We start from the raw sequence: 20,894 nt of genomic DNA on the forward strand, positions 1-20,894 counted from the left end.
GGCGAGGATCAGTGCGAGCGATCGAGGAGCAAAATGCGGCAAAGTTCAGATAGGCGACGGGGGGCCCTTTCCGAGCCTAATGTCGAAGCGCCGGAGGAATTGGCCTCAGGCGGCCGCGAACACGGCCCCTTTACCTCGCTGGCGCAGAAGACCTACGAAGCCCTGCGAGCCGCGCTTCTGAACGGAGAATTCCGGGCGGGCCAGACAATCAGCCTGCGCAGCGCCGCCGAGGCGTTGGGCGTCGGCCAGATGCCGGTTCGGCACGCCTTGAGCCGGCTGCAGGCGGAAGGCATTTTCGTGATGCAGCCGAACCGGTCGCTGGCGGTTCCCACCGCCACGCGCACGTCGATCATCGAAATTCGCGACGTGCGCATCGCGTTGGAGGGTCTGGCGGCCGAACAGGCGGCGCAGCGCGCGACGCAGCGCGAGATCGACGAACTCGCAGGCCATTTCGAAGTCATGAAGCAAGTCGTCCAAAGCTCGGACATCAAGCGATATATCGCTGTCAATCTCAAATTCCACATGACGCTCTATCGGGCTGGCCGCTCCGCTACGCTATTCCAGTTGATTGAATCCATCTGGGTGAAATCCAGCGCGAATAGCCGCCTGGTTGCGGTCGAAGAAGCGGTCGGAACCCTTCCCAATCATGCCCGTGCGTTGGAAGGCGTGCGGAGCCGCGATCCAATCATGGCGCGCGCGGCCATCGTGCAGGATTGTTGCGCCACTTATGAGATCCAGTTGGCGCTGCTGGCGGCGAGTGACGCGGAAGCCAGCAATGGCTCGCCGAGCAACGTCGCCCATCTCGTACGTAAACGCACCCTTCCCGCCGGCGCGCTGGGCAGCCTCGTCGGCTCCAAGCGCAGAGGCCGCCCGCCCAAGGCGCAAACCTAAGGCCCTTCAGAAAAGAGGAATCCCGATGAGCACGGCGAAGCCTGCTTCCTTCACGACTCGCCCCGAGATCGAGGGCACGTTCGGGGTCGTCGCCTCGACGCACTGGATCGCCACGGCGGTAGGCATGGGCGTGCTCGAGAGAGGCGGCAACGCGTTCGACGCCGGGGTCGCCGCCGCATTCACGCTGCAAGTCGTCGAACCGCACCTGAACGGTCCGGGCGGCGACGTTCCGATTATTGTCCACGATGTTTCGCGCGGACGCACGGAGGTGATCTGCGGCCAGGGGCCGGCGCCTGCGGGGGCCACGATCGCGCATTATCGGCGCGAGGGTCTCGATATGATCCCGGGGACGGGCCTGCTAGCCGCCTGCGTGCCGGGCACGTTCGAAACTTGGATGCTGCTGTTGCGCGACTACGGCTCGATGTCTCTGCGCCAAGTGCTGGAGCCGGCGATCGGCTACGCCAGAAACGGCCACCCTCTCGTCGAACGCGCGAGCGCGACGATCAGAACCGTCGAAACCTTGTTTCGCCAACATTGGACGACGTCGGCCGAAATCTATCTGCCGGGCGGCGAGGTCCCGGCGCCCGGCTCCCTCTTCACTAACGCCAAGCTCGCCGACGCCTATGGGCGCATCCTGATCGAAGCCGAGAGCGGCGGCGGGGATCGCGTCGCGCAGATCGAGCGCGCCCGCAAGGCATGGTCGCAAGGCTTCGTCGCCGAGGCGATCGATCGATTCTGCCGAACCCAAGCTGTCATGGATGTCAGCGGCTCGCCGCATCGGGGCGTGTTGACAGGCGAGGACATGGCGCGCTGGCGGCCGACGATCGAAGCGCCGCTGACCTACGATTACGGCCGATTCACGGTGTGCAAGGCCGGCGCCTGGAGCCAAGGGCCCGTTATGCTGCAGCAACTGGCGTTGCTTAAGGGCTTCGAACTCGATGGGCTCGATCCTGCCGGCCCCGAGTTCGTGCATCTGCAAGTCGAATGCGCCAAGCTCGCTTATGCCGATCGCGAGAAGTTTTACGGCGATCCCGACTTCATTGAGGTTCCGATCGAGGTGTTGCTTACCGATCGCTACAACGACGAGCGGCGCAAACTGATAACGCGCGAAGCATCGCTGGAGTTTCGCCCCGGCTCTGTCGAGGGCTTCGGCGCGCGCGTCGAGATGCGCGGAACCGGTTTGCAGAGCGGCGCGGGAGGGATGGGCGCGGGCGAGCCGACGGTGGGGCGGCTCGGCGAGGTGCGCGGCGACACGGTGCATTTCGACATCATCGATCAAGCCGGCAATATGATTTCTGCGACGCCGTCGGGCGGCTGGCTGCAGTCTTCGCCGGTGATCCCTGAACTGGGCTTTTGTCTGGGCAGCCGCGCACAGATGTTTTGGCTCGAGGAGAACCACCCGGCAGCTCTGGCGCCCGGCAAGCGTCCACGCACGACGCTGAGCCCGACCATGGCGCTACGCGACGGCGAGCCCTATCTGGCCTGGGGAACGCCGGGCGGCGACCAGCAGGATCAATGGATCACGCAGTTCTTCCTGCGTCACGTCCACGCGGGCATGAATCTCCAGGAAGCGATCGACGCGCCGGCCTGGCACTCCGAGCATTTCCCGATCTCGTTCTGGCCGCGCACCGCGCGGCCCGGCGTGCTGGTCGCCGAAAATCAATTGCCGAAAACGACCGTCGAGGCGCTGCGGGCCCGCGGCCATATCGTGGAGATCGGTCCCGATTGGTCGGAGGGCCGGCTGACCGCCGCGTCCAAGGTGGGAGCCCGCCGCCGCGCCGCCGCCAATCCCCGCGGAATGCAAGGCTACGCGATAGGACGATAGCGCGGAGCCTCATTCAAAGGGCGATTGGAGACGCTCGAGTTCGAGTCCGTCTATCCAAGGACCGCAAAAGCGCGCCCAGTAAGGACTCTGACGCATATGTGGCCCGCAAACGACCCTTGAGGTCGCGCACGCCGTGCTCGACGAACTTGAGGCCGGCGCCTGCGGTCAATTCTGTCGCGATGCGCGAGACCCAGACTTCGCCGGGCGATGACTGCGCCATGACGCGGTACGCGGCGTGGACTGCGAGACCGCCGACGTCATCCCAACGTATTTCAATCTCACCGGTGCGCAGGCCTGCGCGCAGCAAGAGCCCGGTTGGACGTAGCTTCCGCCGGGCAGAAGACCCCAACGGATTACGCGACCTTTCGCCAACGCACCGGCAAATACTTGTACGACGGCGCGCCGCTTTGCAGGTCCCGATAGGTCGGCGGACAGTGGTTGTTCGCCTCGGAGCAATGGGCTCCGATCGAACCCCGGGGCGATGTCATGCGCGATCGCTGTGAGGCCAATGCGCCTGTGTTCCTGGCCCAGGACGGCGGATGCTATCTCCACCACGTCGCGATGCGCCAGGTTCTGGGCGGACAGATCCTGCTTGCTGACGCGGATCTCCGATTGACACGTCGATGCACATTTATGCTGACTCTCTCATGATTAGCCGCGCCTCGAGCAGGTCGGTCGAATTTTGATTTGTTCTGTCGGAAATGCCCTGCATCACGCGCTCCAGGCTTATTGTCGCCAACCGCTCGACGTCTTGTGCGACCGTCGTCAGTGATGGGCATGCGTATTGGCTCAAGGGGTGGTCATCGTGTCCCGCAATACGCAACTGCAAGCGACGGCCGACAGATATTCCTGACTGACAGGCCGCCGACATGACCCCGAAGGCGACGCGATCATTGGCGCAGAGCACCGTCTCCCCCACGGGGGCGCCCGCCTTGAAAAGACGCGTCGCCTCTTCGAAAGCCAGGCGTTCGAAGTCCCAGTCGAGCGAGCGAACGGAAAAGATGCGGGGTTCGACGCCGCGCTCCCGCATTGAGGTTACATAGGCCTCGCGTCGCTCACGTGCGTTTTGATTGACATCGGGCATATCGAAGTAACTTGGCGGTGCGCCGGATCGCAGGAGATAATCGACCATGAGGCTCATGCTGAGGTAGTTGTTCGTCCCAACGAACGCGCCGTCGGCCTCCGCGCGCGCATCGAGGAACACCAACGGCATGGCTGTCGCCATCTGGCGGTAGAGATCCTTGCGTGAAGCTTCTCCGAGGGGAACCACGATGGCTCCGGCGCTCTTGATCGACATCAAAGTGGCGACCGCTTCTGCTTCCCGTTCGGGCTCGCCCTGGCTGCTTCGGATGACCGTCCAGTAGCCGGAGGACGAAGCCTGCAATTCGATTCGCTGCACGAGCGCAGCATAGAACGGGTCCATCAGAGTGGGGACTAGAATGCCAAGCGTTTTCGGATTGCGTCGGTTGAAGTTCACGGCGAGCAGATTCGGGCGATAGCCCAATCGCTCCATCGCCTCTTCGATCTTTTCGCGAGAGGCCGGCCGCACGCTGGTTGGATCATTGAAGAACCTCGACAAAGTCGGACGTGAGATTCCGCTCGCGGCGGAAAATTCCTCCATCGTGCGAATGCGGCCTGAGATGTTGGACTCACCGTCGTGCATAAGTTTCTTTCTCTCACTAATTTTTACATATGTAAAAAATATTTGTTACATATGATTGACGTGGTCGATACGTACTGCCATAGAGGTCACAAGGACTGGAGCGTCGTCAAGTCCGACAACGAGGAGTGAACGTCATGGTGGGATTGAAGACCTTTGCGGCTGGTTTAGCCTTGGCCTCGGGTGTTGTTACTGTTGCAAGCGCCGAGAATCTGACAATTGCTACGGTAAACAACGAAGACATGATCATCATGCAGAGGCTTTCTTCCAAATGGGAGCAACAGACCGGCAATAAAATTAATTGGGTCATCCTGGAAGAAAACGTTCTTCGTCAGAAAGTGACCACCGACATTGCGACCAAGGGCGGCTCTTATGACATTATTACCATCGGCGCTTATGAAACGCCGATCTGGGGCAAGAAGGGCTGGCTGACCGAACTCGACGATTTCAAGGACTATGACTACGACGATCTGCTTGCGCCGGTGAAGGCGGGACTGTCGGTCGACGGGAAGCTCTATGCCGTCCCCTTCTATGCCGAAAGCTCCTTCACGATGTACCGCAAGGATCTGTTCCAAAATGCCGGCTTCACCATGCCGGAGCACCCGACTTACGACCAGATCAAACAATTCGCCGACAAGCTGACCGACAAGGCGAACGGGACCTACGGCATCTGCCTGCGCGGCAAGGCCGGCTGGGGCGAGAATATGGCGTTTCTCGGCACCCTGGTGAACACCTATGGCGGCCGCTGGTTTGACATGGACTGGAAGCCCCAACTGAATTCCGAGGCCTGGAAGACGGCGATCAGCTTCTATATCGACTTGATGAAGGCTGACGGACCGCCCGGCGCCGTGGGGAACGGTTTCAATGAAAATCAAGCATTGTTCGCGGGCGGCAAATGCGCGATGTGGATCGACGCGACTTCCGCCGCCGGACGCGTCTCCAATCCCAAGGAAAGCCACGTCGCCGATAAGATCGGCTTCACTGCATCCCCGACCGCGGTGACGCCGAACGGATCGGCCTGGGCGTGGTCCTGGGCGTTGGCCATTCCAACCTCCTCGAAAAAGGAGGCGGCCGCCAAGGACTTCGTCCGTTGGGCGACGTCGAAGGATTACATCAAGCTGGTGGGCGAAACGGAGGGATGGGTCGCCGCGCCACCCGGCACGCGCAAGTCCACCTACGACAACCCGGAATATCAGAAAGCCGCGCCGTTTGCGTCCATCGTGGTGAACGCCATCCTGGCCGCCGACCCGACCCACGCAACCAAGGATCCGGTTCCCTACACCGGCGTGCAGTTTGTCGCCATTCCCGAATTTCAGGGCATTGGCACGAGTGTGGGCCAGAGCATCGCCACCGCGCTGGTCGGCTCGGAAAGCGTCGCGGACGCGCTGCAGAAGTCGCAGGCTTCGACCACGGCGACGATGACGAAAGCTGGCTACATCAAATAGCGCCGGCGCGGGTCACGGTCGGCGACGACCGCGACCCGCTCTCAAATCCGAGTTCTCCGCAACCGCCTGGCAAAGTCAGCCGCCGCCGAATGGATCGTGGCGTCAAGCATATCGGGGACCATGGCGACAAACAGACCCGGGGTCCAACCGAGAAAAACCGAGGTACGTTAGATGTCTCACGAAAATTTGGCCGACGAGAGCGCGTTAGAGTTTTCGCGCGTCTTCGACTTCTCAGGCAAGGTCATCGTCGTAACCGGAGCGGCCAGCGGAATCGGAAAGGCGATCGCGGAATTGTTCAGCGAGCGAGGCGCTCGGCTCGCGCTGATTGACAAGTCGCCGCATATCCAATCAGTCGCAGGCGCGCTAGGCGGCGACGCCCGATCCTGGGAGGCAGATATCACCGAGGATGCGCAGGTGGCGCGAGTAGTCGGGGAGATCGCCGCGACGTTTGGCCGGATCGACGTGCTCATCAACAATGCTGGCGTCGGAGGAATCTGGCCGGCCGAAGCGACGCGAAGCGAAGACTGGAATCGGGTCGTCTCGATCAATCTCACCGGCCAATATTTTGTAGCCCGCGAGGTCGCCAAATACATGCTGGAGGCTGGACGCGGGCGTATCGTGATGATGGCGTCCCAGGCGGCGCTCATCGGCCTAGACGGACACGCAGCCTACGCGGCGTCGAAAGCGGGCCTGCTCGGAATGTTGCGATCCATGGCAGTTGAATGGGGGCCGCGTGGAATGACGGTCAACGCTATCTCCCCAACTGTGGTCGATACGGAAATGACCGCGATTTATTGGGGCGGCGAGAAAGGCGAGCGCGCCCGAGCGGAGATCCCGGTCGGTCGCTTCGTCAAACCCAGGGAAATCGCCTACGCTGCGATGCTTCTTTCGAGCGACGCCGCGGCGATGATCAATGGCGCCAACCTCCCTGTGGATGGCGGAAACACCATTCGCTAATTTGACTCGTGTTACCCTGGCCGAACAACAAGCAACCATCATGAAACTGAACAATAAGGTCGCCATCATCACAGGAGCCGCCCGCGGCATCGGCAAGGCGATCGCGGAACGCTATGTGAGCGAAGGCGCAAAGGTCGTTGTCGCCGATCTGAACGAACAGGGAGCAGACGCCGTCGCTGTGGCGCTGGGGCCGAACGCTATCGGTCGCAAGCTCGACGTCACCGATCAGACTTCGATTGACGCTATGGTGGCCGCTACGGTTTCCAAGTTTGGCGGCATCGACATTCTCGTCAACAATGCCGGGCTCTTCGACCTTGCTCCGATCATCGAAATCACGCGCGAGAGCTACCATCGCGTCTATGCGGTGAATGTCGAGGGCCTTCTGTTCACGCTGCAGGCGGTCGCGAAACGGATGATCAGCCAAGGCCGCGGAGGCAAGATCATCAACTTCGCCTCCCAGGCCGGCCGCAGAGGAGAACCGCTCGTCGCGGTTTATTGTTCCTCGAAGGCGGCGGTCATCAGCCTCACCCAGAGCGCGGGCCTCGATCTTATCAAGCACCGCATCAACGTGAACGGCATCGCACCCGGCGTCGTCGATAACGAACATTGGGATCACGTCGACGCAATGTTCGCCAAATACGAGAATCTGAAGCCCGGCGAGAAAAGGCATCGGGTCGGGGCATCGGTGCCGTACGGGCGAATGGCGCGCCCCGAAGAGATTGGCGGGCTGGCGACATTTCTCGCGAGCGAAGACGCCGACTATATCGTCGCGCAAACATACAATATAGACGGCGGCAACTGGATGAACTGAGCGATGAAATCGATCCTCACGATCGGCGAGATTCTCGTCGAGATCATGGCGACCGATAAGGGAGACGGCTTCCTTGAGCCGGTCTCGCTGGTTGGCCCCTTCCCGTCCGGAGCGCCGGCGATCTTCATCGATCAGGCGGCGCGATTTGGTCAGCCAAGCGCGATCATCAGTTGCGTGGGCGACGATGATTTCGGCCGAGTGAACCTCGATCGTCTGCGTCGTGACGGCGTCAATGTTGAAGGCGTTCGCATCGATCCCGAGATGGCGACCGGCAGCGCATTCGTGCGATATCGGCCCGATGGCTCGCGCTCATTTGTGTTCAACATCAAACACAGCGCATCGGGCCAGCTTGCGCTTGATGGGGCGGCCCGCGCGGTTCTAAGCCGCAGCGACCATCTTCATGTGATGGGCACGGCTCTGTTCTCGCCGCGCATTATCGATATTGTCCTCGACTGCGTTGTGGCCATACGGGCTCGTGGAGGGACGATTTCGTTCGATCCCAATCTTCGCCCGGAGATTTTGAACCTGCCAGGGCTCCGGCAAGCCTGCGAAACCCTGTTCCGCCGCTGCGACCTCTACTTGCCAAGCGGAACCGAACTCTATCTCTTCACCGACGCCAAGGAAGAGAAAGCCGCCATAGCAGAAATTCTCGGCCACGGCGTGCAAGCGATCGTCCACAAACGCGGCGCGAACGGCGCCTGCTATTTCGACGCGGCTGCACATTTGCAGCAACCAGGATTTCAGGTCGACGAGGTCGATCCGACCGGCGCCGGCGATTGCTTTGGCGCAACATTCGTCAGTTGCTGGCTTCGCGACATGCCCCCAAGTCTTTGCCTGGCTTATGCGGCGGCGAGCGGCGCTTTGGCGGTAACTCGGCAAGGCCCCATGGAGGGCGCCGCGAGCCAAGGCGATCTCGACGCCTTTCTCGCCGCTCATTCTCAGAAGCACCCGTCATGAGCCGGCCGTTGCCGGCGCTCGTTAGTCAACGCCTGACCGACGGCCATGCCGGCGTTACGTCGGTCTGTACAGCCCATCCCACGGTTATTGAGGCGGCGCTCTCCCTTGGGCTTCGCAGCGGCCGGCGCGTCCTGATCGAGGCGACCTGCAACCAGGTCAACCAACACGGCGGATATACCGGAATGACGCCGGCTGACTTCCGGCGGTTCGTGGAGGCCATCGCAGCACGCGTCGGCTTTGATCCCGCTCGCATCATCCTCGGAGGCGATCATCTCGGTCCCAACCCGTGGAAACATCTGGCCGCGGCCGATGCCATGGATCGGGCAAGAGCGATGATCGAAGCCTATGCCCAGTCCGGCTTCACCAAGTTACATCTCGATACCAGTATGGGGTGCGCAGGCGAACCGGCAGCGCTTGCCGACGAGTTGACCGCCGAGCGCGCCGCTTCATTGGCGAAAGTCGCGGAAACTGCCGTCGTAGACAGTCCAGCCCCCGTTTATGTCATCGGCACGGAGGTGCCTGTGCCCGGCGGCGCGCAGCACGCATTGGCGTCCGTTGCGGTTACGCGGCCGGAAGCAGCGCTGCAGACCGTCGCCGTGCATCGACAAGCCTTCAAAAAGGCCGGGCTGGAGGCGGCTTTTGGCCGGGCCATCGGCGTGGTGGTGCAACCGGGCGTCGAATTCGCGAGCGCCGAGGTCGTTCCATACCAGCCCGAGAAGGCAAAAAACCTGACGGCGGCTCTGTCCGACCTACCCGGGTTCATATTCGAGGCGCATTCCACCGATTATCAACCCACCGACTGCCTCGAAGCTTTGGTCGGAGACGGGTTCTCAATCCTCAAGGTCGGCCCTTGGCTAACGTTTGCGCTGCGTGAGGCGCTCTACGGACTCGATTGTATCGCGGATGCCCTCAATCCGGCTCCGCGCGAGGACAGCCTACCGGCCGCTATGGAAGCCCTGATGCTGAAGGAGCCCGAAAACTGGCGCAAATATTATGACGGGAGCGCAGATCAACTCAGGCTTCAGCGTCACTTCAGTTTCAGCGACCGCATTAGATATTATTGGCCACACCCAGAAGCGCGATCCGCCGTTGAAAGGCTTTTCACCAAGCTTGGCGACGAACGAATTCCTGAGCCGCTAATCAGCCAATATCTAGGCGCCTTGTACCCGGAAGTTGTCGACGGATCGTTGACCGCAAGACCCAAAAATCTGGTGGTCGGCGCTATACAACAGGTTCTGATGCGGTACGAGGAAGCTTGCAGTCATCGCTAGACTAGATCTCTCACCGGCGATGTCTGCGTCAGATCGCGTACTTGCTCTGCATGGCGATGGCCGCTCTCCCGAGCCAAATCGGCGCGGCAGCGTCGACAGCGGCCGGGTCAGAGCGAGGAACGAAGGCCAGCTTTCATGTGCGTGGGTCCGAAGCCTGTGACGCCGCCAAATCTTGACCTTCGACTTTGGCGGTGGGATCGACTCTCCACGTGCCACAAAACAGTGACGCTTGGTTCCATAAGTCTCCTTATCCGAATCTGTTCAGGCCGCCCTCATATGCTTCGTCGCGGCGCATAGGATGGAGCGGCGCGGGATTTACGCCTCTGGCAACTCGCCGAGCGTCTCGACATGCTGCTCGATCACGTCGGCGAGCCGGTGCAGGAGCTTGCCGCTTCGATCGCCCGCGCTGTCTCTGCGTTGCCGCAATCGGGAACGGCTCCCAACCGCTCGCCCGTCGCCGGATTGTCGATGGTCAGCGATTTGCCGCTATCGGCGGCGATCCACTGGCCCGGACAAAAGCCTCTTCGCGTTTGAATTCGAGCTTCTTCAACATGGGGCGGCTCTCCTCGTCCCAACTAGGCTGGAGCTCACGTCCGAGCATATACCGCCAACGAATGATATTGGATGTGCCGATTTAGAACTCCAGTGGGATCTAGAGCCTTTCGTATCTTGTTCATGACAGCGATCTCCGAAGTTGACCGGCTGCGCCAGAGATGATGGGCCTTTTCTTGACCGATGCCGTGCTCCGCCGAAATCGAGGACGGCCAGTAATGCGACAGGGGCCCATAAACGCATTCCTCGATCATCGCCGTTGCGTTCGGAACGGTTCTGTCGTGGCCAATCATAAAGTGGACGTTTCCATCAGCGAGGTGCCCGAAGTAGTATGGCGCCGCGTCTGGTATCCGCCGTTTCAATGCCCTCTCAACCTCCGCAACGTAGGACGAATAGTGTTGCGGCCACATGCCGACATCGAAAGACAAAACAGACGGATGGCTACGCTCCACAAATTCGGAACCATCTCGAATAGCCCAAAGCACTTTCTCCTGCTCGGTAGTCTGCGCAAGGGCGCTGTCGGCGATGCACTCCGCCCCAACCAACGCGTTCACGAGAATTTCCTCGGCTGGCGTTCCTTCTTCACTCTCTTCCACCTGCGCCAGAAGATAGACCGGATATGTATCAGATAGAGGCGGCGGAGAGCTGTTCATCACGGCCGACCCGGCTGCTCTGAAATATCGATTCCACATGATTTCCAGCGCCAGCAATGAACCGCCGCATTTAGCCTGCAGCATATCCATCACCATCAGCGCATCTTCGACAGAGTTCAGGGCCATCAACAGGCTGGCCGTCCCCGCCGTAGCACGAACGAGCTTCAGGAGCGCTCGGGTTACGATTCCAAGCGTGCCCTCCGATCCTATGAACAGCTCTTTGAGATCGTAACCGACGTTGTTCTTGACCAGTCCGCCGAGGTCCGAAATCACGCTACCGTCGGCAAGGACAACTTCGAGGCCCGCCACGTTCGCGCGGGTCATCCCGAAACGCACGACGGAATTGCCCCCGGCATTGGTCGCGACGTTGCCGCCTATCGTGCAACTGCCTCTAGCCCCGAAATCGACCCCATAGCGCAGGCCGCGTTCGGCGACATAACTGTGCACTTCTTGCAATTTGACGCCGGCCCCGACGAGAACCTGCTTTCTGATTGGATCTAAATTCTCGATTTTGTTGAGGCGCTCGGTCGATAGTCCGATGAAGTCGGGAGAAACATCTGTTCCCCGAACGAGACCGGTCAACCCGCCAAGGGTGACGACAGGAAGCGATCGTGAATGCAAGATCGACAGACATTGCGCTACTTCCTCTGTCGAACCGGGCCGAACGATCAAGCCCGGCCCCGTGGCCTTGTTCGTCAGCACGTTTTTGCCGCCGACAATCATCTCAAACTGCCCCTTTACCTCGCCCGAAATCATCCTGCCGGCGCCTCTGAGAACATAGCGGCTCCGGAGTCGATTTCGATAAGCGTGGGCTTTCGGCGACTAAAGGCGCCGCGCAACTCTGATTCGAGTTGGTGAAAGGACTCGATGTTCACCGCATGGCAACCGAAGCCCCGCGCAATCATCTGGAAATCCGGCGTGTACAGATCGACGCCGATTGTCGGAATATCGGCCGAGCGCATGGCGTCGCGAATCTCGCCATACGCCCTATTGTTCCAGAGAATGATAGGTAAGCTCACCTCATTCTCCACGGCTGTCGTCAGCTCTTCGATCGAATATAAGAAGCTGCCGTCGCCCACGATGGCGATGACTTGCCTGTCTGGGCAGCCGATTTTCGCTCCGATGGCGGCAGGCACCGCGCTTCCAAGCGTTCCATAGCCATTGGGAAACAGCCACGCGCCGGGTCTGGCCGAGGGGAAGTAATGATTGCCGGTGTATGCGAGCTGCGTAGAGTCGGCGCAGATCAGAGCGTCCGGCTCGAACACCTTGGCCATAGTCCGTAACACCAGCTTGTGCTTCGGCGCTTCCGCCGACCAGCCGTGGCACGATTCCAGGCTTGCTCTGACGGCAGCGACGCGTCTTTTCGCATCATTCTCCGCCCGAGGAAGCTTTTCGTCGCAGGCGAGACAAATCGCTCTGAGCCCTGCGGTCGCGTCCGCCAATATCGCGACCTCGGGAAGATAGTTCATGGTCAATTGTTTTGGGTCGATATCGAGCCTGATCAGCACCCCCTCGATCCTGTATCTGTTGCAAGTGTAGAGCAGATCGGTTTCGCTGAGTTCAGTGCCGACGGCAAGCACCACGTCGGCTTCGGCTATGAACTCGGCGACTGCCTGAAAAGGCAGACTCGACCCGAGAGAAAGCGGATCGGATTCCGGCAAGATTCCCTTGCCGGTGTTTGTCGTGACAACCGGTGCGCCTAAGCGTCGAGCTAGACGGCCTACCTCTTCGCTAGCTCCTCGAGCGCCGCCTCCGGCGATAATCAGAGGGCGCCGGGCGGATGTAAGCAGTTTTGCCGCCTCCAGAACCGCCGCGGGCTGCGGTCCAGGCCGATAGACGACGGGTTTGCGCGCCGCTGGAACGTCGACAGGGGACGCAAGCAGGTTGCGCGGGACTTCGATGAACGATGGGCGCGGTCGACAGATCTCCATCAACGACATCGCGCGGTGAAAGATTTCCTCGATATTGGATGCTTCGAGCAAGGTGTGGGAGAAGGCCGCGATCTGTTCTTGGACTGCGGACTGAGACTTCGTCTCGTGAAGTGCGCCGCGTCCGACGCCGATCTCAGCAATCAGATTGTTCGCAACGATTACCAGCATCGGAATCGAATCCGAATAGGCTTCCGCGATGCCGGTCGACGCGTTGAGGACGCCAGGGCCGGTAATCAGCATGCAGGCTGCGACACGGCCCGTGGCGAAAGCGTAGCCGTACGCCATGAACGCTGCGCCCTGTTCGTGACGAGGCGTGATGTGCCTGATCCGACGGTCTGGCAGAGACCGGTAGAAGTCGACGGTGTGAATGCCCGGGATCGAAAAAATGGTGTCGACCCCATAGACCTCCATCAGCCGAAGGATCGCATCTGCGACGGTCGTTTTCTTTGCCACTGCGGGGGGCGTAGTCAATTGGGCGCCCCACCCTTTGTGACCGCCAGGATCGTGCGCGCGATCTTGCGAGTCGCTTCGATCAGATCGGCTGTCCCGATGTGCTCTTCGGGCGTATGAGCCCACTTCTCATCGCCCGGCCCGAGCCCAATCGTCGGAATGCCCGCCTCGTTCATAAAGGTGCCGTTGACTCCAAAACGCCATGCCGAGACTGACGGGCGGGCGCCGTCAACGTCTGCCGCCGCGACGATGGCGGCCTGCGCGACCGCGCTGCTCTCGGGCGTGAACATCAGCGGATAATGGTTCGTCGCCTCTATGCTCCACCTGGATCCTTCAAGATCTCCGTAGGTGGATCGAAGGATCAACTGAAGCTCACTCAGGCATGTCTGTGGGGTTTCGCCCCTTACATATCGACGATCCACCCGCATCTCGACCAGATCGGGAACAACGGCCGTCCCATTATCTGGATATGAGTGCATCCCTGTGATTGTGACGGTCGCGGGGCCAAGCAATTCGTCGTTTGCGAGACCTTCGGCATAGCTTTGCAGCCGCTGGATGAATTCGGTAGTCAAATAGATCGCATTGAGCCCGTTCGACGGCTCCGACGCGTGAGACGTACGGCCAATGAGCTTGACTTTGCATTCGAGCTTTCCGCGATGCCCGAGATAGACCTGCCCTCTCGTCGACTCCACGGAGATACCGAAGTCGGCTCGGAGTCCGCCTTCGATGACTGACTTAACCCCTTTGGGGGAGTCCGTCTCTTCCTCAACATCTGCAACGACGACCACATTCCCACCGGGCCGCAAACCAGCGCGCTTGAGCGCTCCAACTGCATGGACGGCGGCAATGACGTTGCACTTCATATCGCAGGAACCCCGACCGAAGATCGCCTGCCCGCTTTCGCCCCACCGGCCAGCATCGACGAGTTCGCCAGAAAACGGAGTCTTCATTGCGCCTACAGGGACGTGATCGATGTGGCCGTTGACCATTACCGACGGACCCGTCCCGCTGCCAAACAGAGATCCGATCACATTGCCATTTGCATCGATCCTCACGTCATCGAATTGCTGGCTTCGCATCTGTTCTGCGACGAACTGGGCGACACGAGCCTCCTCTCCGGTAAGGCTCTCGATTTGAACGGCTCTCCGGCAAGCGTCGATCAGCTCAACGGGGTCAATGGCCGCATCGATAGCCGCACCGATAGAGTTATTAGACAACTGGTTCTCCTCTTGGTCAGCGCGATGACAGATATGGATTCACGGAAATTGAAGGTGGCGCGATCGCCGAACCGTGTGGCCGCTCGTCATCTTTGCGAGTACTTCTCCAGCGAGCTCATGATATGTGTGGTCAAGGATCGAGCGGCTTCGTCGGGGTCGCCGGAGGCGATCGCTTCGACGAGGGGTAAGTGCTCGCGCGCAACATCCGCGAGATTGACATATCCGCCATTGTCCAGGATCAGCGCGAGCCTCATGTGATCGAAGAGCAGGTTGGACATTTTTTCGATGTAGGGATTTCCCGCCATCCGCCAAAGCGCTTGGTGGAACTCTAGCTCGGCTTCGACGAGGCCGGCTAGGTCGCTGCTCCGGGCCCGGTCCGCCATCTTTTCGATCAGTTCTCGGAGTTCGAGGAGATCACGGTTGCTATGGTTGAGAGTCACGGCGCGTATCGCCAACCCCTCAATCGCATTGCGCACGACGTAGAGTTCTCGGATTCTCTCCAAGTCCATTTGGATGACTGAGGGTCCATAATGAACCCGATTTTCAAGAAGCCCTGCTTCCGTAAGTCTGTTGACTGCCTCACGAACAGGCGCACGGCTGACCCCGAGCGACTTGGCGATCATCGCCTCAACGATCCGCTCACCCTGCAGGAATTGACCAGTTAGAATCTTGTTTCTGAGGTCGAGATAGACCTGGGATGCAACTGATTGTCGTCGAATGACCGAAACGGTCTCGTCGTCTGACTTTAAAGATTTCATTGAGCATCCTTGGTTCTTGCCCCAAGGTCCTTTCTTGGAATTCCGAGATCAGACTGCGTTCATCGCGAGTGGTCGCACAGCGCGGCCAACGCGGTGAGCCGCCCGGTCCAGAGCTTCAGCGATTTCGGTCGCTTCAGCGTCGCTGAGGATGAGTGGAGGAAAAAGTTTCAGACTGGGCGGATCGATTTCGGCAACGCTGTGGCAGAAAACGCCCTCAGCGAATATCTCTCGATAGAGCGCGCGGCCGATCTCGCGACTGGCCACCTCAACTGAAACGGCGAGACCGAACGAGGACACAGCCGTGAGCATGTCCGGGCGCCGCTGGCAGACGGCCTCGAGTCGTTGCTTAAGCAGAGCGGCGACGCGCCTTACGTTCGCAAGAAGCTCTGGACTCGACGCAACGTCGAGTACCTTCGCCGCGACAATACAGCTAATTTCATTGCCCCCGAGGCTGGAAATATAGGCGAAGCGATGCTGGTTCATGCACTCTTCGTAGATCGATTCTCGCATGAGAACCGCGCTGGCGGGATAGAGTCCCCCAGACAGGCCCTTGCCCGTGATCATCATGTCAGGCTCGACGTCGTATTGCTCGGTAGCCCAAAGGGCGCCGGTCCGCCCAAGGCCCGTCCGTGTTTCGTCTATGATGAACAGAGCGCCACGCTCCGCGCACAGACGCGCCGCGGTTTCGAAGAAGTCCTTAGATGCCGGCCGGAACGTCTCGTAGTCCATGGGCTCAATGATGAACGCCGCAATTTCACTGGTAAGGAGCCGATCCAACTCGGCAATGCCGCCAAATCGCTCCAGGAACGTGGCGCAACCGGGCAAATTGTAATGATCGATGACGCCTTCCTCCGGTGATCCGGTGACGGTCGCCGCGAAACCGGTATGTCCGTGATAGCCGTGCCGATAGGCCAGCATGCGCCGCCGCTTGGTGACTCGGAAGGCGAACATGGTTGCGAGATCGACCGACAGCGTCGAGCATAGCGTAATGACGCTGCGATTCAGCGAAGGCTTGGGGGCCAGCGCCGCCAGTTGGTCCTGCAGCTTGAGATACTCGGAATTCGGAACCGACCACAATCCGGTATCGCGTCCGTCATTGAGCGCCTGCTGCAGAGCCTTCAGGACTTCTGGATGACGGTGGCCAAGCCCATGCACGCCTCCGCCCACGCCGCAGTCGATCAGCCGGCGTTTCCCCTCGACGTCCCAGATGTAAACGCCTTCTCGCTTGCCGATGACGAACTCGGCCCCCTTCGCCCGCTGCCGCTCGGCATTGGATCGCCATGACCGCTCAATGAACGCGTTGAAAATCTCCGCGCTGGTAGCGGCGGGTGAAATCGGAGGAGTGGTCATGCTGCTGTCCTGTTGCAATCAAGCCTGCCGGAGCGTGAAGTGCCAAACTTTCGAAACGATCTTCCAACCTTCGGCCGTCTTCACGAGGGTCAATTCGTCTGTGAACTGCTTCGGCAAGAAAATCTCACGAACTCGGAGGTGAGCGGTCGTCGGCGTCGGTATTTCGATTGAGACGATCCGGTCTTCTCGGGGGTCATCACGCGACGCGGGAGAGGCTCGACCTCGAACAATCTCCAAATACCGCTCGACGTTCATAATGACAGGAGTCACTTCGGTGAAGCAGTACAGCATGGCCGCGGGATGGAATATTTTTTCAAAGAGCATAGCATCGCCCGTGTAGAGCGCATCGAAATATTTGTTCGCGAGATCTCTCAACTCGCTCTCGTTCGACATCTCTCTCTCCGTTTGAAAGACTATTTTGGCGTGAAAATCTGGCGGCTCGTCACTTCGCCTTGCGGCGGTCATGCGCCACCGCGGCAAGACACGTGAGCTCGAACATTAGATTTGCCGCGTTGATACAGGTGATGCCGGTCGGGTCGAGCGAAGGAACCACCTCGCAAATGTCGCCGCCGATAAAGTCGATGCCTGTGAGGGCGCGAAGGATCATCTGGGCGTCGCGCATCATGATGCCCCCGGGCTCGGGGACGCCCGTGCCCGGCGCCTCCTTGGGGTCTAGGCCATCGATGTCGATCGAAACGTATGTTGGCTTGCTGCCGATCGTGCGCTGTATCTCTTCGATGACCCTAGCGCGACCGATCTGCTCGTATTCGTCCATAGTGACCATGCGGATGCCCACCTGGGCCCCGTAGTTGATGTCATCGTCACCATAGCGGGTTCCGCGCAGGCCTATTTGGATGATCCTTCTCGGATCGAGTAGTTTTTCTTCGACGGCGCGCCTTACGAATGTCGCGTGGTTGTACCGCGTTCCCATGAACTCGTCGAACGTGTCGGAGTGGGAATCAATCTGGATGAGCCCGACGGGGCCGCTCTTCGCAATCGCGCGCAGAATAGGAAGGGGAACAGTATGGTCGCCGCCAACTGAGACGGGCACAGCCCCGGCCGCGTAGATGCGGGAGTAGAAGGCCTCGATGACTTCCACGCTTTTCTCGACGCTCAAGGGGTGGGTTGGCGCGTCGCCAATGTCAGCGATGTTGGCCAACCGATACGGAGCAACGCCGGTCGTCGGATTCACCTGTCTTATGAGACGCGAGGCCTCGCGGACGCCCGCAGGCCCTTGGCGCGCCCCCGACCGATAGGTTGCCCCTAGGTCCAACGGCACGCCCGCCAACGCTATGTCGATCGACGACGTGAGTTCCGCGCGCGCCGCCCGCATGAACGTCGCAATTTCCGCGTATCGCGGTGTCACGGATGAGTCCACCGGTTGAAATTGCGATTCAGACATTTTGTCCCTTCTCGTCGACTGCCGACAGTTAGCGATGATATTCGAGGATCAGTGTCGGGGTTTAATGGCGGAGCAAATGCAGCATCCGTCTGCGGTACTGAGTGAACTCTTCGCTCGCTACAACTTCCGCAAAGCGAGGACGCGGGAGCTCGATTTTGAAATCTTCGATGATTCTGCCAGGACGCGTGCTCATGACCAGAACTCGATCAGCCAAATACACGGCCTCCTCAATGTCGTGGGTGACAAAGATCACTGTGTTTCTTTTGCGAGACCAGATGTCGAGCAGGAGTTCCTGCATGCGAGAGCGTGTCTGCGCGTCGAGCGCGCCGAATGGTTCGTCCATGAGGAGCACATGAGGCTCCATAGCCAAGGCGCGGGCGATGGCGACTCGTTGCCGCATACCGCCTGAAAGCACCTTTGGGTATTGGCCCGCATAGTCTTTCAATCCGACGATATCGATCAATTCATCCGTAATGGTCGCGATCTTCGCAGCCGGCCAATTGTTTAGACGAGGGCCGAATTCGATGTTTCCGCGCACCGTCAGCCACGGATAGAGCGAGTAGTTCTGAAATACCATTCCGCGATCCGGTCCGGGCTGCGAAACGGATTTTCCGCCCACCGAAATCTTACCCGTCGAGGACGGGAACAGCCCACCCAGGACATTAAGCAGGGTCGACTTACCGCAGCCGGACGGGCCGAGCAGGCACACGAATTCGCCTTCTTCAATCGACAAGTTCGTATGGTCTAAAGCGATTTGGGGAGGCTCGCGGTACCTCAAGAACTGCACGCTGACGTTTTCTAACAGAACCTGTGTCATAGATCGCCTCAGTACATGTATGGGAACAACTTGCGATGGGCGAGTCTGAACAAAAGATCGGTGATAACTCCCAGAATGCCAACGGCAGCGATGCCCGCTATGACCTGGTCGGTCAGAAGGAAGCGCTGGGATTGTAGAATCGCGATACCCATGCCTTTGTCGGCGCCAACCAATTCGGCGACGATGACATAGGTCCAGGCGATACCCGCAGTGATGCGCAGCGCATCGACAATGCTGGGCACGCAGGCAGGCAAGAGCACGCGGAAGAAGACTTGGCGGGAACTCGCCCCGAGGGTGTAGGCGCTGTTCAAGAGGTCGTTGGAAACGCCTTCAGAGATGTTCGCAATGAAGAGCGCAAGGGGGAAGAATGTTCCGATGAAGATGACCGCAATTTTCTGCGATTCGTCGATTCCGAGCCAGATGATCATCAACGGCACGAACGCGGTGGCTGGCAGATATCGTGCGGTGCTGAGCAGGGGTTCAAGCAGCGATCGGAAGAAGGGGAAATTCCCGATGAGAACTCCCGTTGGGATTGCCGCCAGTGCGGCGATTATGAAGCCCCCAAAAACCCTGTAGACGCTCGCCCAGACGTCGATAAGATACCCTTGGGAGGCAACCATCTCGAAGAGTCGTTTTGTGACGGAAAGCGGACTGGGAAGAAAGAAGGGTTGTATCCAGCCCGCCTCGGTCACCAGAAACCAGACGCCGAAGAACAGCAGGACTCCGAAAGCCGAAATGGTGAGCCGTTCACCTGATGAAAGCAGGGCGCGCGGACGCAGGTACGTCACTATGCGCTGGGTCACCAAGTTTTGAGGGCGCCTCTCGGAGGAGCCCTGCATTTTTTCCGCTTCCGACATAGCTATCGTCATCGATTTTCTCGCGATCCTCCCTTCGCATTCACTTTGAGAGATCGGGCGCTATCCCAACGACCTTGGCGGGGTCCGCAGTCGCACGCAAGACGCCGACGCGGTTATAAAATTTACCTGCTTCGGTGACGAGCTTGAGACCCGCGCTTTCGCTGCCCGAGAAGAAGTCAGTATTGTCTCTCTTGGCGAAGAGCCTCACGTCCTTGAGGGACGCCTCGACTGACTCTTTGGTCATCTTCAGATTGCGGGCGATGATGTCTTTGGCGGCGTCCGGGTCCTTATTCATAAAATCAACGCCCTCAAAATAGGCGTCTACGAACGCTTTGAAGTCGGACTGATGCTCCTTCGCGAAATCGCTGCGTGCGGCCAGTGCGTCGACGATGAGGCCGGGCATAGAGCGCGTATCGATGAGGATCTTGCCGAAATTGGTAGCGGCCGCCTTCGATAGCCAAGGTTGCCAGCTTACTGCCGCATCGACCCTTCCGGCGACAAAGGCGGCTCCGGCGTCGCCGGACTTCATGTCGATCGTTTTCACGTCGCCGACCGTGAGACCGGCCTTGTCGAGCGCCTGGGACAGCATGAATTGAGAGACCGACCCCATCTGAACGGCCACCGTGTGGCCCTTTAGATCGGCGACCGACGAGATGTCTTTTTTGGAAACAATCCCGTCACCGCCGGACGACTCGTCGGTTGCGACGATTAGCGAGAGGTCCGCGCCGTTTCCGGCAAACAGAGTGAAGTTATCAATTGTCGAGGCGACGACGTCGATCCGCCCGCCCAGCATCGCGGCAAGAGCGTCTGAAGAGGCCTCGACAATGCGGAGATCGACGTCCAGTCCGGCCTTTTCAAAATAGCCCTTTTCCTTAGCGATGTAGAGGGCGCCGTATCCGATCCACGTTGAATGGGCGACGGTGAGCTTTTGCGCTGCGTAGCTCGTGACCGAACAGACTGAAGAAACTGCGATAGCGCTCGCAATAGCGAGCGTTCTGAAAACCGTCATGTCTTTGTCCTCTCGTTTTCATAATTTGCCTACTGTCTACTGTCGACAATATCGATGCATGGCAGAAACCTTGAAGTCGTT

The 20,894-nt window shown here is 59.7% G+C and carries 19 protein-coding genes; 8 read left to right on the forward strand and 11 right to left on the reverse strand.

Going from position 1 to position 20,894, the window contains the following annotated elements:
* Positions 1-33 precede the first annotated feature (33 nt).
* Positions 34-891 carry a GntR family transcriptional regulator gene (locus GSQ90_RS30070; RefSeq protein ID WP_158818658.1) on the forward strand — a complete coding sequence of 286 codons (858 nt, stop codon included), beginning with the start codon at positions 34-36 and terminating at the stop codon, positions 889-891.
* Positions 892-916: 25 nt separating this feature from the next.
* Positions 917-2,716, forward strand: a complete 1,800-nt coding sequence (locus GSQ90_RS30075; RefSeq protein ID WP_158818659.1) for a gamma-glutamyltransferase family protein — start codon at positions 917-919, stop codon at positions 2,714-2,716.
* A 631-nt stretch (positions 2,717-3,347) separates the two neighbouring features.
* Here GSQ90_RS30075 and GSQ90_RS30080 read toward each other — a convergent pair.
* Positions 3,348-4,379, reverse strand: coding sequence for a LacI family DNA-binding transcriptional regulator (locus tag GSQ90_RS30080; RefSeq protein ID WP_158818660.1), 1,032 nt, complete (start codon positions 4,377-4,379; stop codon positions 3,348-3,350).
* A 134-nt stretch (positions 4,380-4,513) separates the two neighbouring features.
* Here GSQ90_RS30080 and GSQ90_RS30085 point away from each other — a divergent pair, with 134 nt between their 5' ends.
* The 6 genes from GSQ90_RS30085 to GSQ90_RS30110 all read left to right on the forward strand — a co-directional run bounded on the left by GSQ90_RS30085 (position 4,514) and on the right by GSQ90_RS30110 (position 10,351).
* Positions 4,514-5,821 carry a sugar ABC transporter substrate-binding protein gene (locus GSQ90_RS30085; RefSeq protein ID WP_158818661.1) on the forward strand — a complete coding sequence of 436 codons (1,308 nt, stop codon included), beginning with the start codon at positions 4,514-4,516 and terminating at the stop codon, positions 5,819-5,821.
* Positions 5,822-5,992: 171 nt separating this feature from the next.
* Positions 5,993-6,778, forward strand: coding sequence for a GolD/DthD family dehydrogenase (locus tag GSQ90_RS30090; protein ID WP_158818662.1), 786 nt, complete (start codon positions 5,993-5,995; stop codon positions 6,776-6,778).
* 40 nt (positions 6,779-6,818) lie between these two features.
* Positions 6,819-7,589 carry an L-iditol 2-dehydrogenase gene (locus tag GSQ90_RS30095; protein WP_158818663.1) on the forward strand — a complete coding sequence of 257 codons (771 nt, stop codon included), beginning with the start codon at positions 6,819-6,821 and terminating at the stop codon, positions 7,587-7,589.
* Positions 7,590-7,592: 3 nt separating this feature from the next.
* Positions 7,593-8,546, forward strand: a complete 954-nt coding sequence (locus GSQ90_RS30100) for a sugar kinase (RefSeq protein ID WP_158818664.1) — start codon at positions 7,593-7,595, stop codon at positions 8,544-8,546.
* On the forward strand, positions 8,543-9,817 hold the full coding sequence (locus tag GSQ90_RS30105; RefSeq protein ID WP_158818665.1) for a D-tagatose-bisphosphate aldolase, class II, non-catalytic subunit: 1,275 nt from the start codon (positions 8,543-8,545) through the stop codon (positions 9,815-9,817). Before GSQ90_RS30100 ends, GSQ90_RS30105 begins: the two co-directional genes overlap by 4 nt.
* A gap of 348 nt (positions 9,818-10,165) precedes the next feature.
* A complete protein-coding gene (locus GSQ90_RS30110; RefSeq protein WP_158818666.1) occupies positions 10,166-10,351 on the forward strand; it encodes a hypothetical protein in 186 nt (61 codons plus the stop codon).
* A gap of 53 nt (positions 10,352-10,404) precedes the next feature.
* Here GSQ90_RS30110 and GSQ90_RS30115 read toward each other — a convergent pair whose 3' ends face one another.
* The 10 genes from GSQ90_RS30115 to GSQ90_RS30160 form a co-directional block, all read right to left on the reverse strand.
* Positions 10,405-11,778 carry an FAD-binding oxidoreductase gene (locus GSQ90_RS30115; protein ID WP_158818667.1) on the reverse strand — a complete coding sequence of 458 codons (1,374 nt, stop codon included), beginning with the start codon at positions 11,776-11,778 and terminating at the stop codon, positions 10,405-10,407.
* Positions 11,775-13,529, reverse strand: coding sequence for a 5-guanidino-2-oxopentanoate decarboxylase (locus tag GSQ90_RS30120; protein WP_210255016.1), 1,755 nt, complete (start codon positions 13,527-13,529; stop codon positions 11,775-11,777). The genes GSQ90_RS30115 and GSQ90_RS30120 overlap by 4 nt, the downstream gene beginning before the upstream one ends.
* Positions 13,421-14,620 (reverse strand): M20 family metallopeptidase, encoded by a 1,200-nt coding sequence (locus GSQ90_RS30125; RefSeq protein ID WP_158818669.1) that lies wholly within the window; start codon positions 14,618-14,620, stop codon positions 13,421-13,423. The genes GSQ90_RS30120 and GSQ90_RS30125 overlap by 109 nt, the downstream gene beginning before the upstream one ends.
* A gap of 86 nt (positions 14,621-14,706) precedes the next feature.
* A complete protein-coding gene (locus GSQ90_RS30130) occupies positions 14,707-15,378 on the reverse strand; it encodes a GntR family transcriptional regulator (RefSeq protein ID WP_158818670.1) in 672 nt (223 codons plus the stop codon).
* Positions 15,379-15,426: 48 nt separating this feature from the next.
* Positions 15,427-16,728: an aminotransferase class III-fold pyridoxal phosphate-dependent enzyme gene (locus tag GSQ90_RS30135; protein ID WP_158818671.1), complete on the reverse strand. Its 1,302-nt coding sequence runs from the start codon at positions 16,726-16,728 to the stop codon at positions 15,427-15,429.
* Between the two features lie 18 nt (positions 16,729-16,746).
* Complete coding sequence (locus GSQ90_RS30140) at positions 16,747-17,121, reverse strand: nuclear transport factor 2 family protein (RefSeq protein WP_158818672.1); 375 nt, start codon at positions 17,119-17,121, stop codon at positions 16,747-16,749.
* Between the two features lie 49 nt (positions 17,122-17,170).
* Positions 17,171-18,130 carry an agmatinase gene (locus GSQ90_RS30145; protein ID WP_158818673.1) on the reverse strand — a complete coding sequence of 320 codons (960 nt, stop codon included), beginning with the start codon at positions 18,128-18,130 and terminating at the stop codon, positions 17,171-17,173.
* A 61-nt stretch (positions 18,131-18,191) separates the two neighbouring features.
* The gene (locus GSQ90_RS30150; RefSeq protein WP_158818674.1) at positions 18,192-18,947 is read right to left on the reverse strand and encodes an ABC transporter ATP-binding protein; all 756 of its coding nucleotides are present in this window, start codon (positions 18,945-18,947) and stop codon (positions 18,192-18,194) included.
* 8 nt (positions 18,948-18,955) lie between these two features.
* Entirely contained in the window at positions 18,956-19,816 is an 861-nt protein-coding gene (locus GSQ90_RS30155; protein ID WP_158818675.1) for an ABC transporter permease, read from the reverse strand.
* Positions 19,817-19,844: 28 nt separating this feature from the next.
* On the reverse strand, positions 19,845-20,813 hold the full coding sequence (locus tag GSQ90_RS30160; RefSeq protein WP_158818676.1) for an aliphatic sulfonate ABC transporter substrate-binding protein: 969 nt from the start codon (positions 20,811-20,813) through the stop codon (positions 19,845-19,847).
* Positions 20,814-20,894: the final 81 nt, after the last annotated feature.

Source organism: Methylocapsa sp. S129 (genome assembly GCF_009765995.1).
GTDB lineage: Bacteria > Pseudomonadota > Alphaproteobacteria > Rhizobiales > Beijerinckiaceae > Roseiarcus.

Coding starts and splice junctions, on each gene's coding strand:
- GSQ90_RS30105 (WP_158818665.1), top strand. CDS start 8,543: ATGAGCCGGCCGTTGCCGGCGCTCGTTAGTCAACGCCTGACCGACGGC.
- GSQ90_RS30145 (WP_158818673.1), bottom strand. CDS start 18,130: ATGTCTGAATCGCAATTTCAACCGGTGGACTCATCCGTGACACCGCGA.
- GSQ90_RS30150 (WP_158818674.1), bottom strand. CDS start 18,947: ATGACACAGGTTCTGTTAGAAAACGTCAGCGTGCAGTTCTTGAGGTAC.
- GSQ90_RS30140 (WP_158818672.1), bottom strand. CDS start 17,121: ATGTCGAACGAGAGCGAGTTGAGAGATCTCGCGAACAAATATTTCGAT.
- GSQ90_RS30080 (WP_158818660.1), bottom strand. CDS start 4,379: ATGCACGACGGTGAGTCCAACATCTCAGGCCGCATTCGCACGATGGAG.
- GSQ90_RS30070 (WP_158818658.1), top strand. CDS start 34: ATGCGGCAAAGTTCAGATAGGCGACGGGGGGCCCTTTCCGAGCCTAAT.
- GSQ90_RS30160 (WP_158818676.1), bottom strand. CDS start 20,813: ATGACGGTTTTCAGAACGCTCGCTATTGCGAGCGCTATCGCAGTTTCT.
- GSQ90_RS30090 (WP_158818662.1), top strand. CDS start 5,993: ATGTCTCACGAAAATTTGGCCGACGAGAGCGCGTTAGAGTTTTCGCGC.
- GSQ90_RS30115 (WP_158818667.1), bottom strand. CDS start 11,778: ATGATTTCGGGCGAGGTAAAGGGGCAGTTTGAGATGATTGTCGGCGGC.
- GSQ90_RS30095 (WP_158818663.1), top strand. CDS start 6,819: ATGAAACTGAACAATAAGGTCGCCATCATCACAGGAGCCGCCCGCGGC.
- GSQ90_RS30155 (WP_158818675.1), bottom strand. CDS start 19,816: ATGACGATAGCTATGTCGGAAGCGGAAAAAATGCAGGGCTCCTCCGAG.
- GSQ90_RS30130 (WP_158818670.1), bottom strand. CDS start 15,378: ATGAAATCTTTAAAGTCAGACGACGAGACCGTTTCGGTCATTCGACGA.
- GSQ90_RS30135 (WP_158818671.1), bottom strand. CDS start 16,728: ATGACCACTCCTCCGATTTCACCCGCCGCTACCAGCGCGGAGATTTTC.
- GSQ90_RS30075 (WP_158818659.1), top strand. CDS start 917: ATGAGCACGGCGAAGCCTGCTTCCTTCACGACTCGCCCCGAGATCGAG.
- GSQ90_RS30110 (WP_158818666.1), top strand. CDS start 10,166: ATGCTGCTCGATCACGTCGGCGAGCCGGTGCAGGAGCTTGCCGCTTCG.
- GSQ90_RS30100 (WP_158818664.1), top strand. CDS start 7,593: ATGAAATCGATCCTCACGATCGGCGAGATTCTCGTCGAGATCATGGCG.
- GSQ90_RS30085 (WP_158818661.1), top strand. CDS start 4,514: ATGGTGGGATTGAAGACCTTTGCGGCTGGTTTAGCCTTGGCCTCGGGT.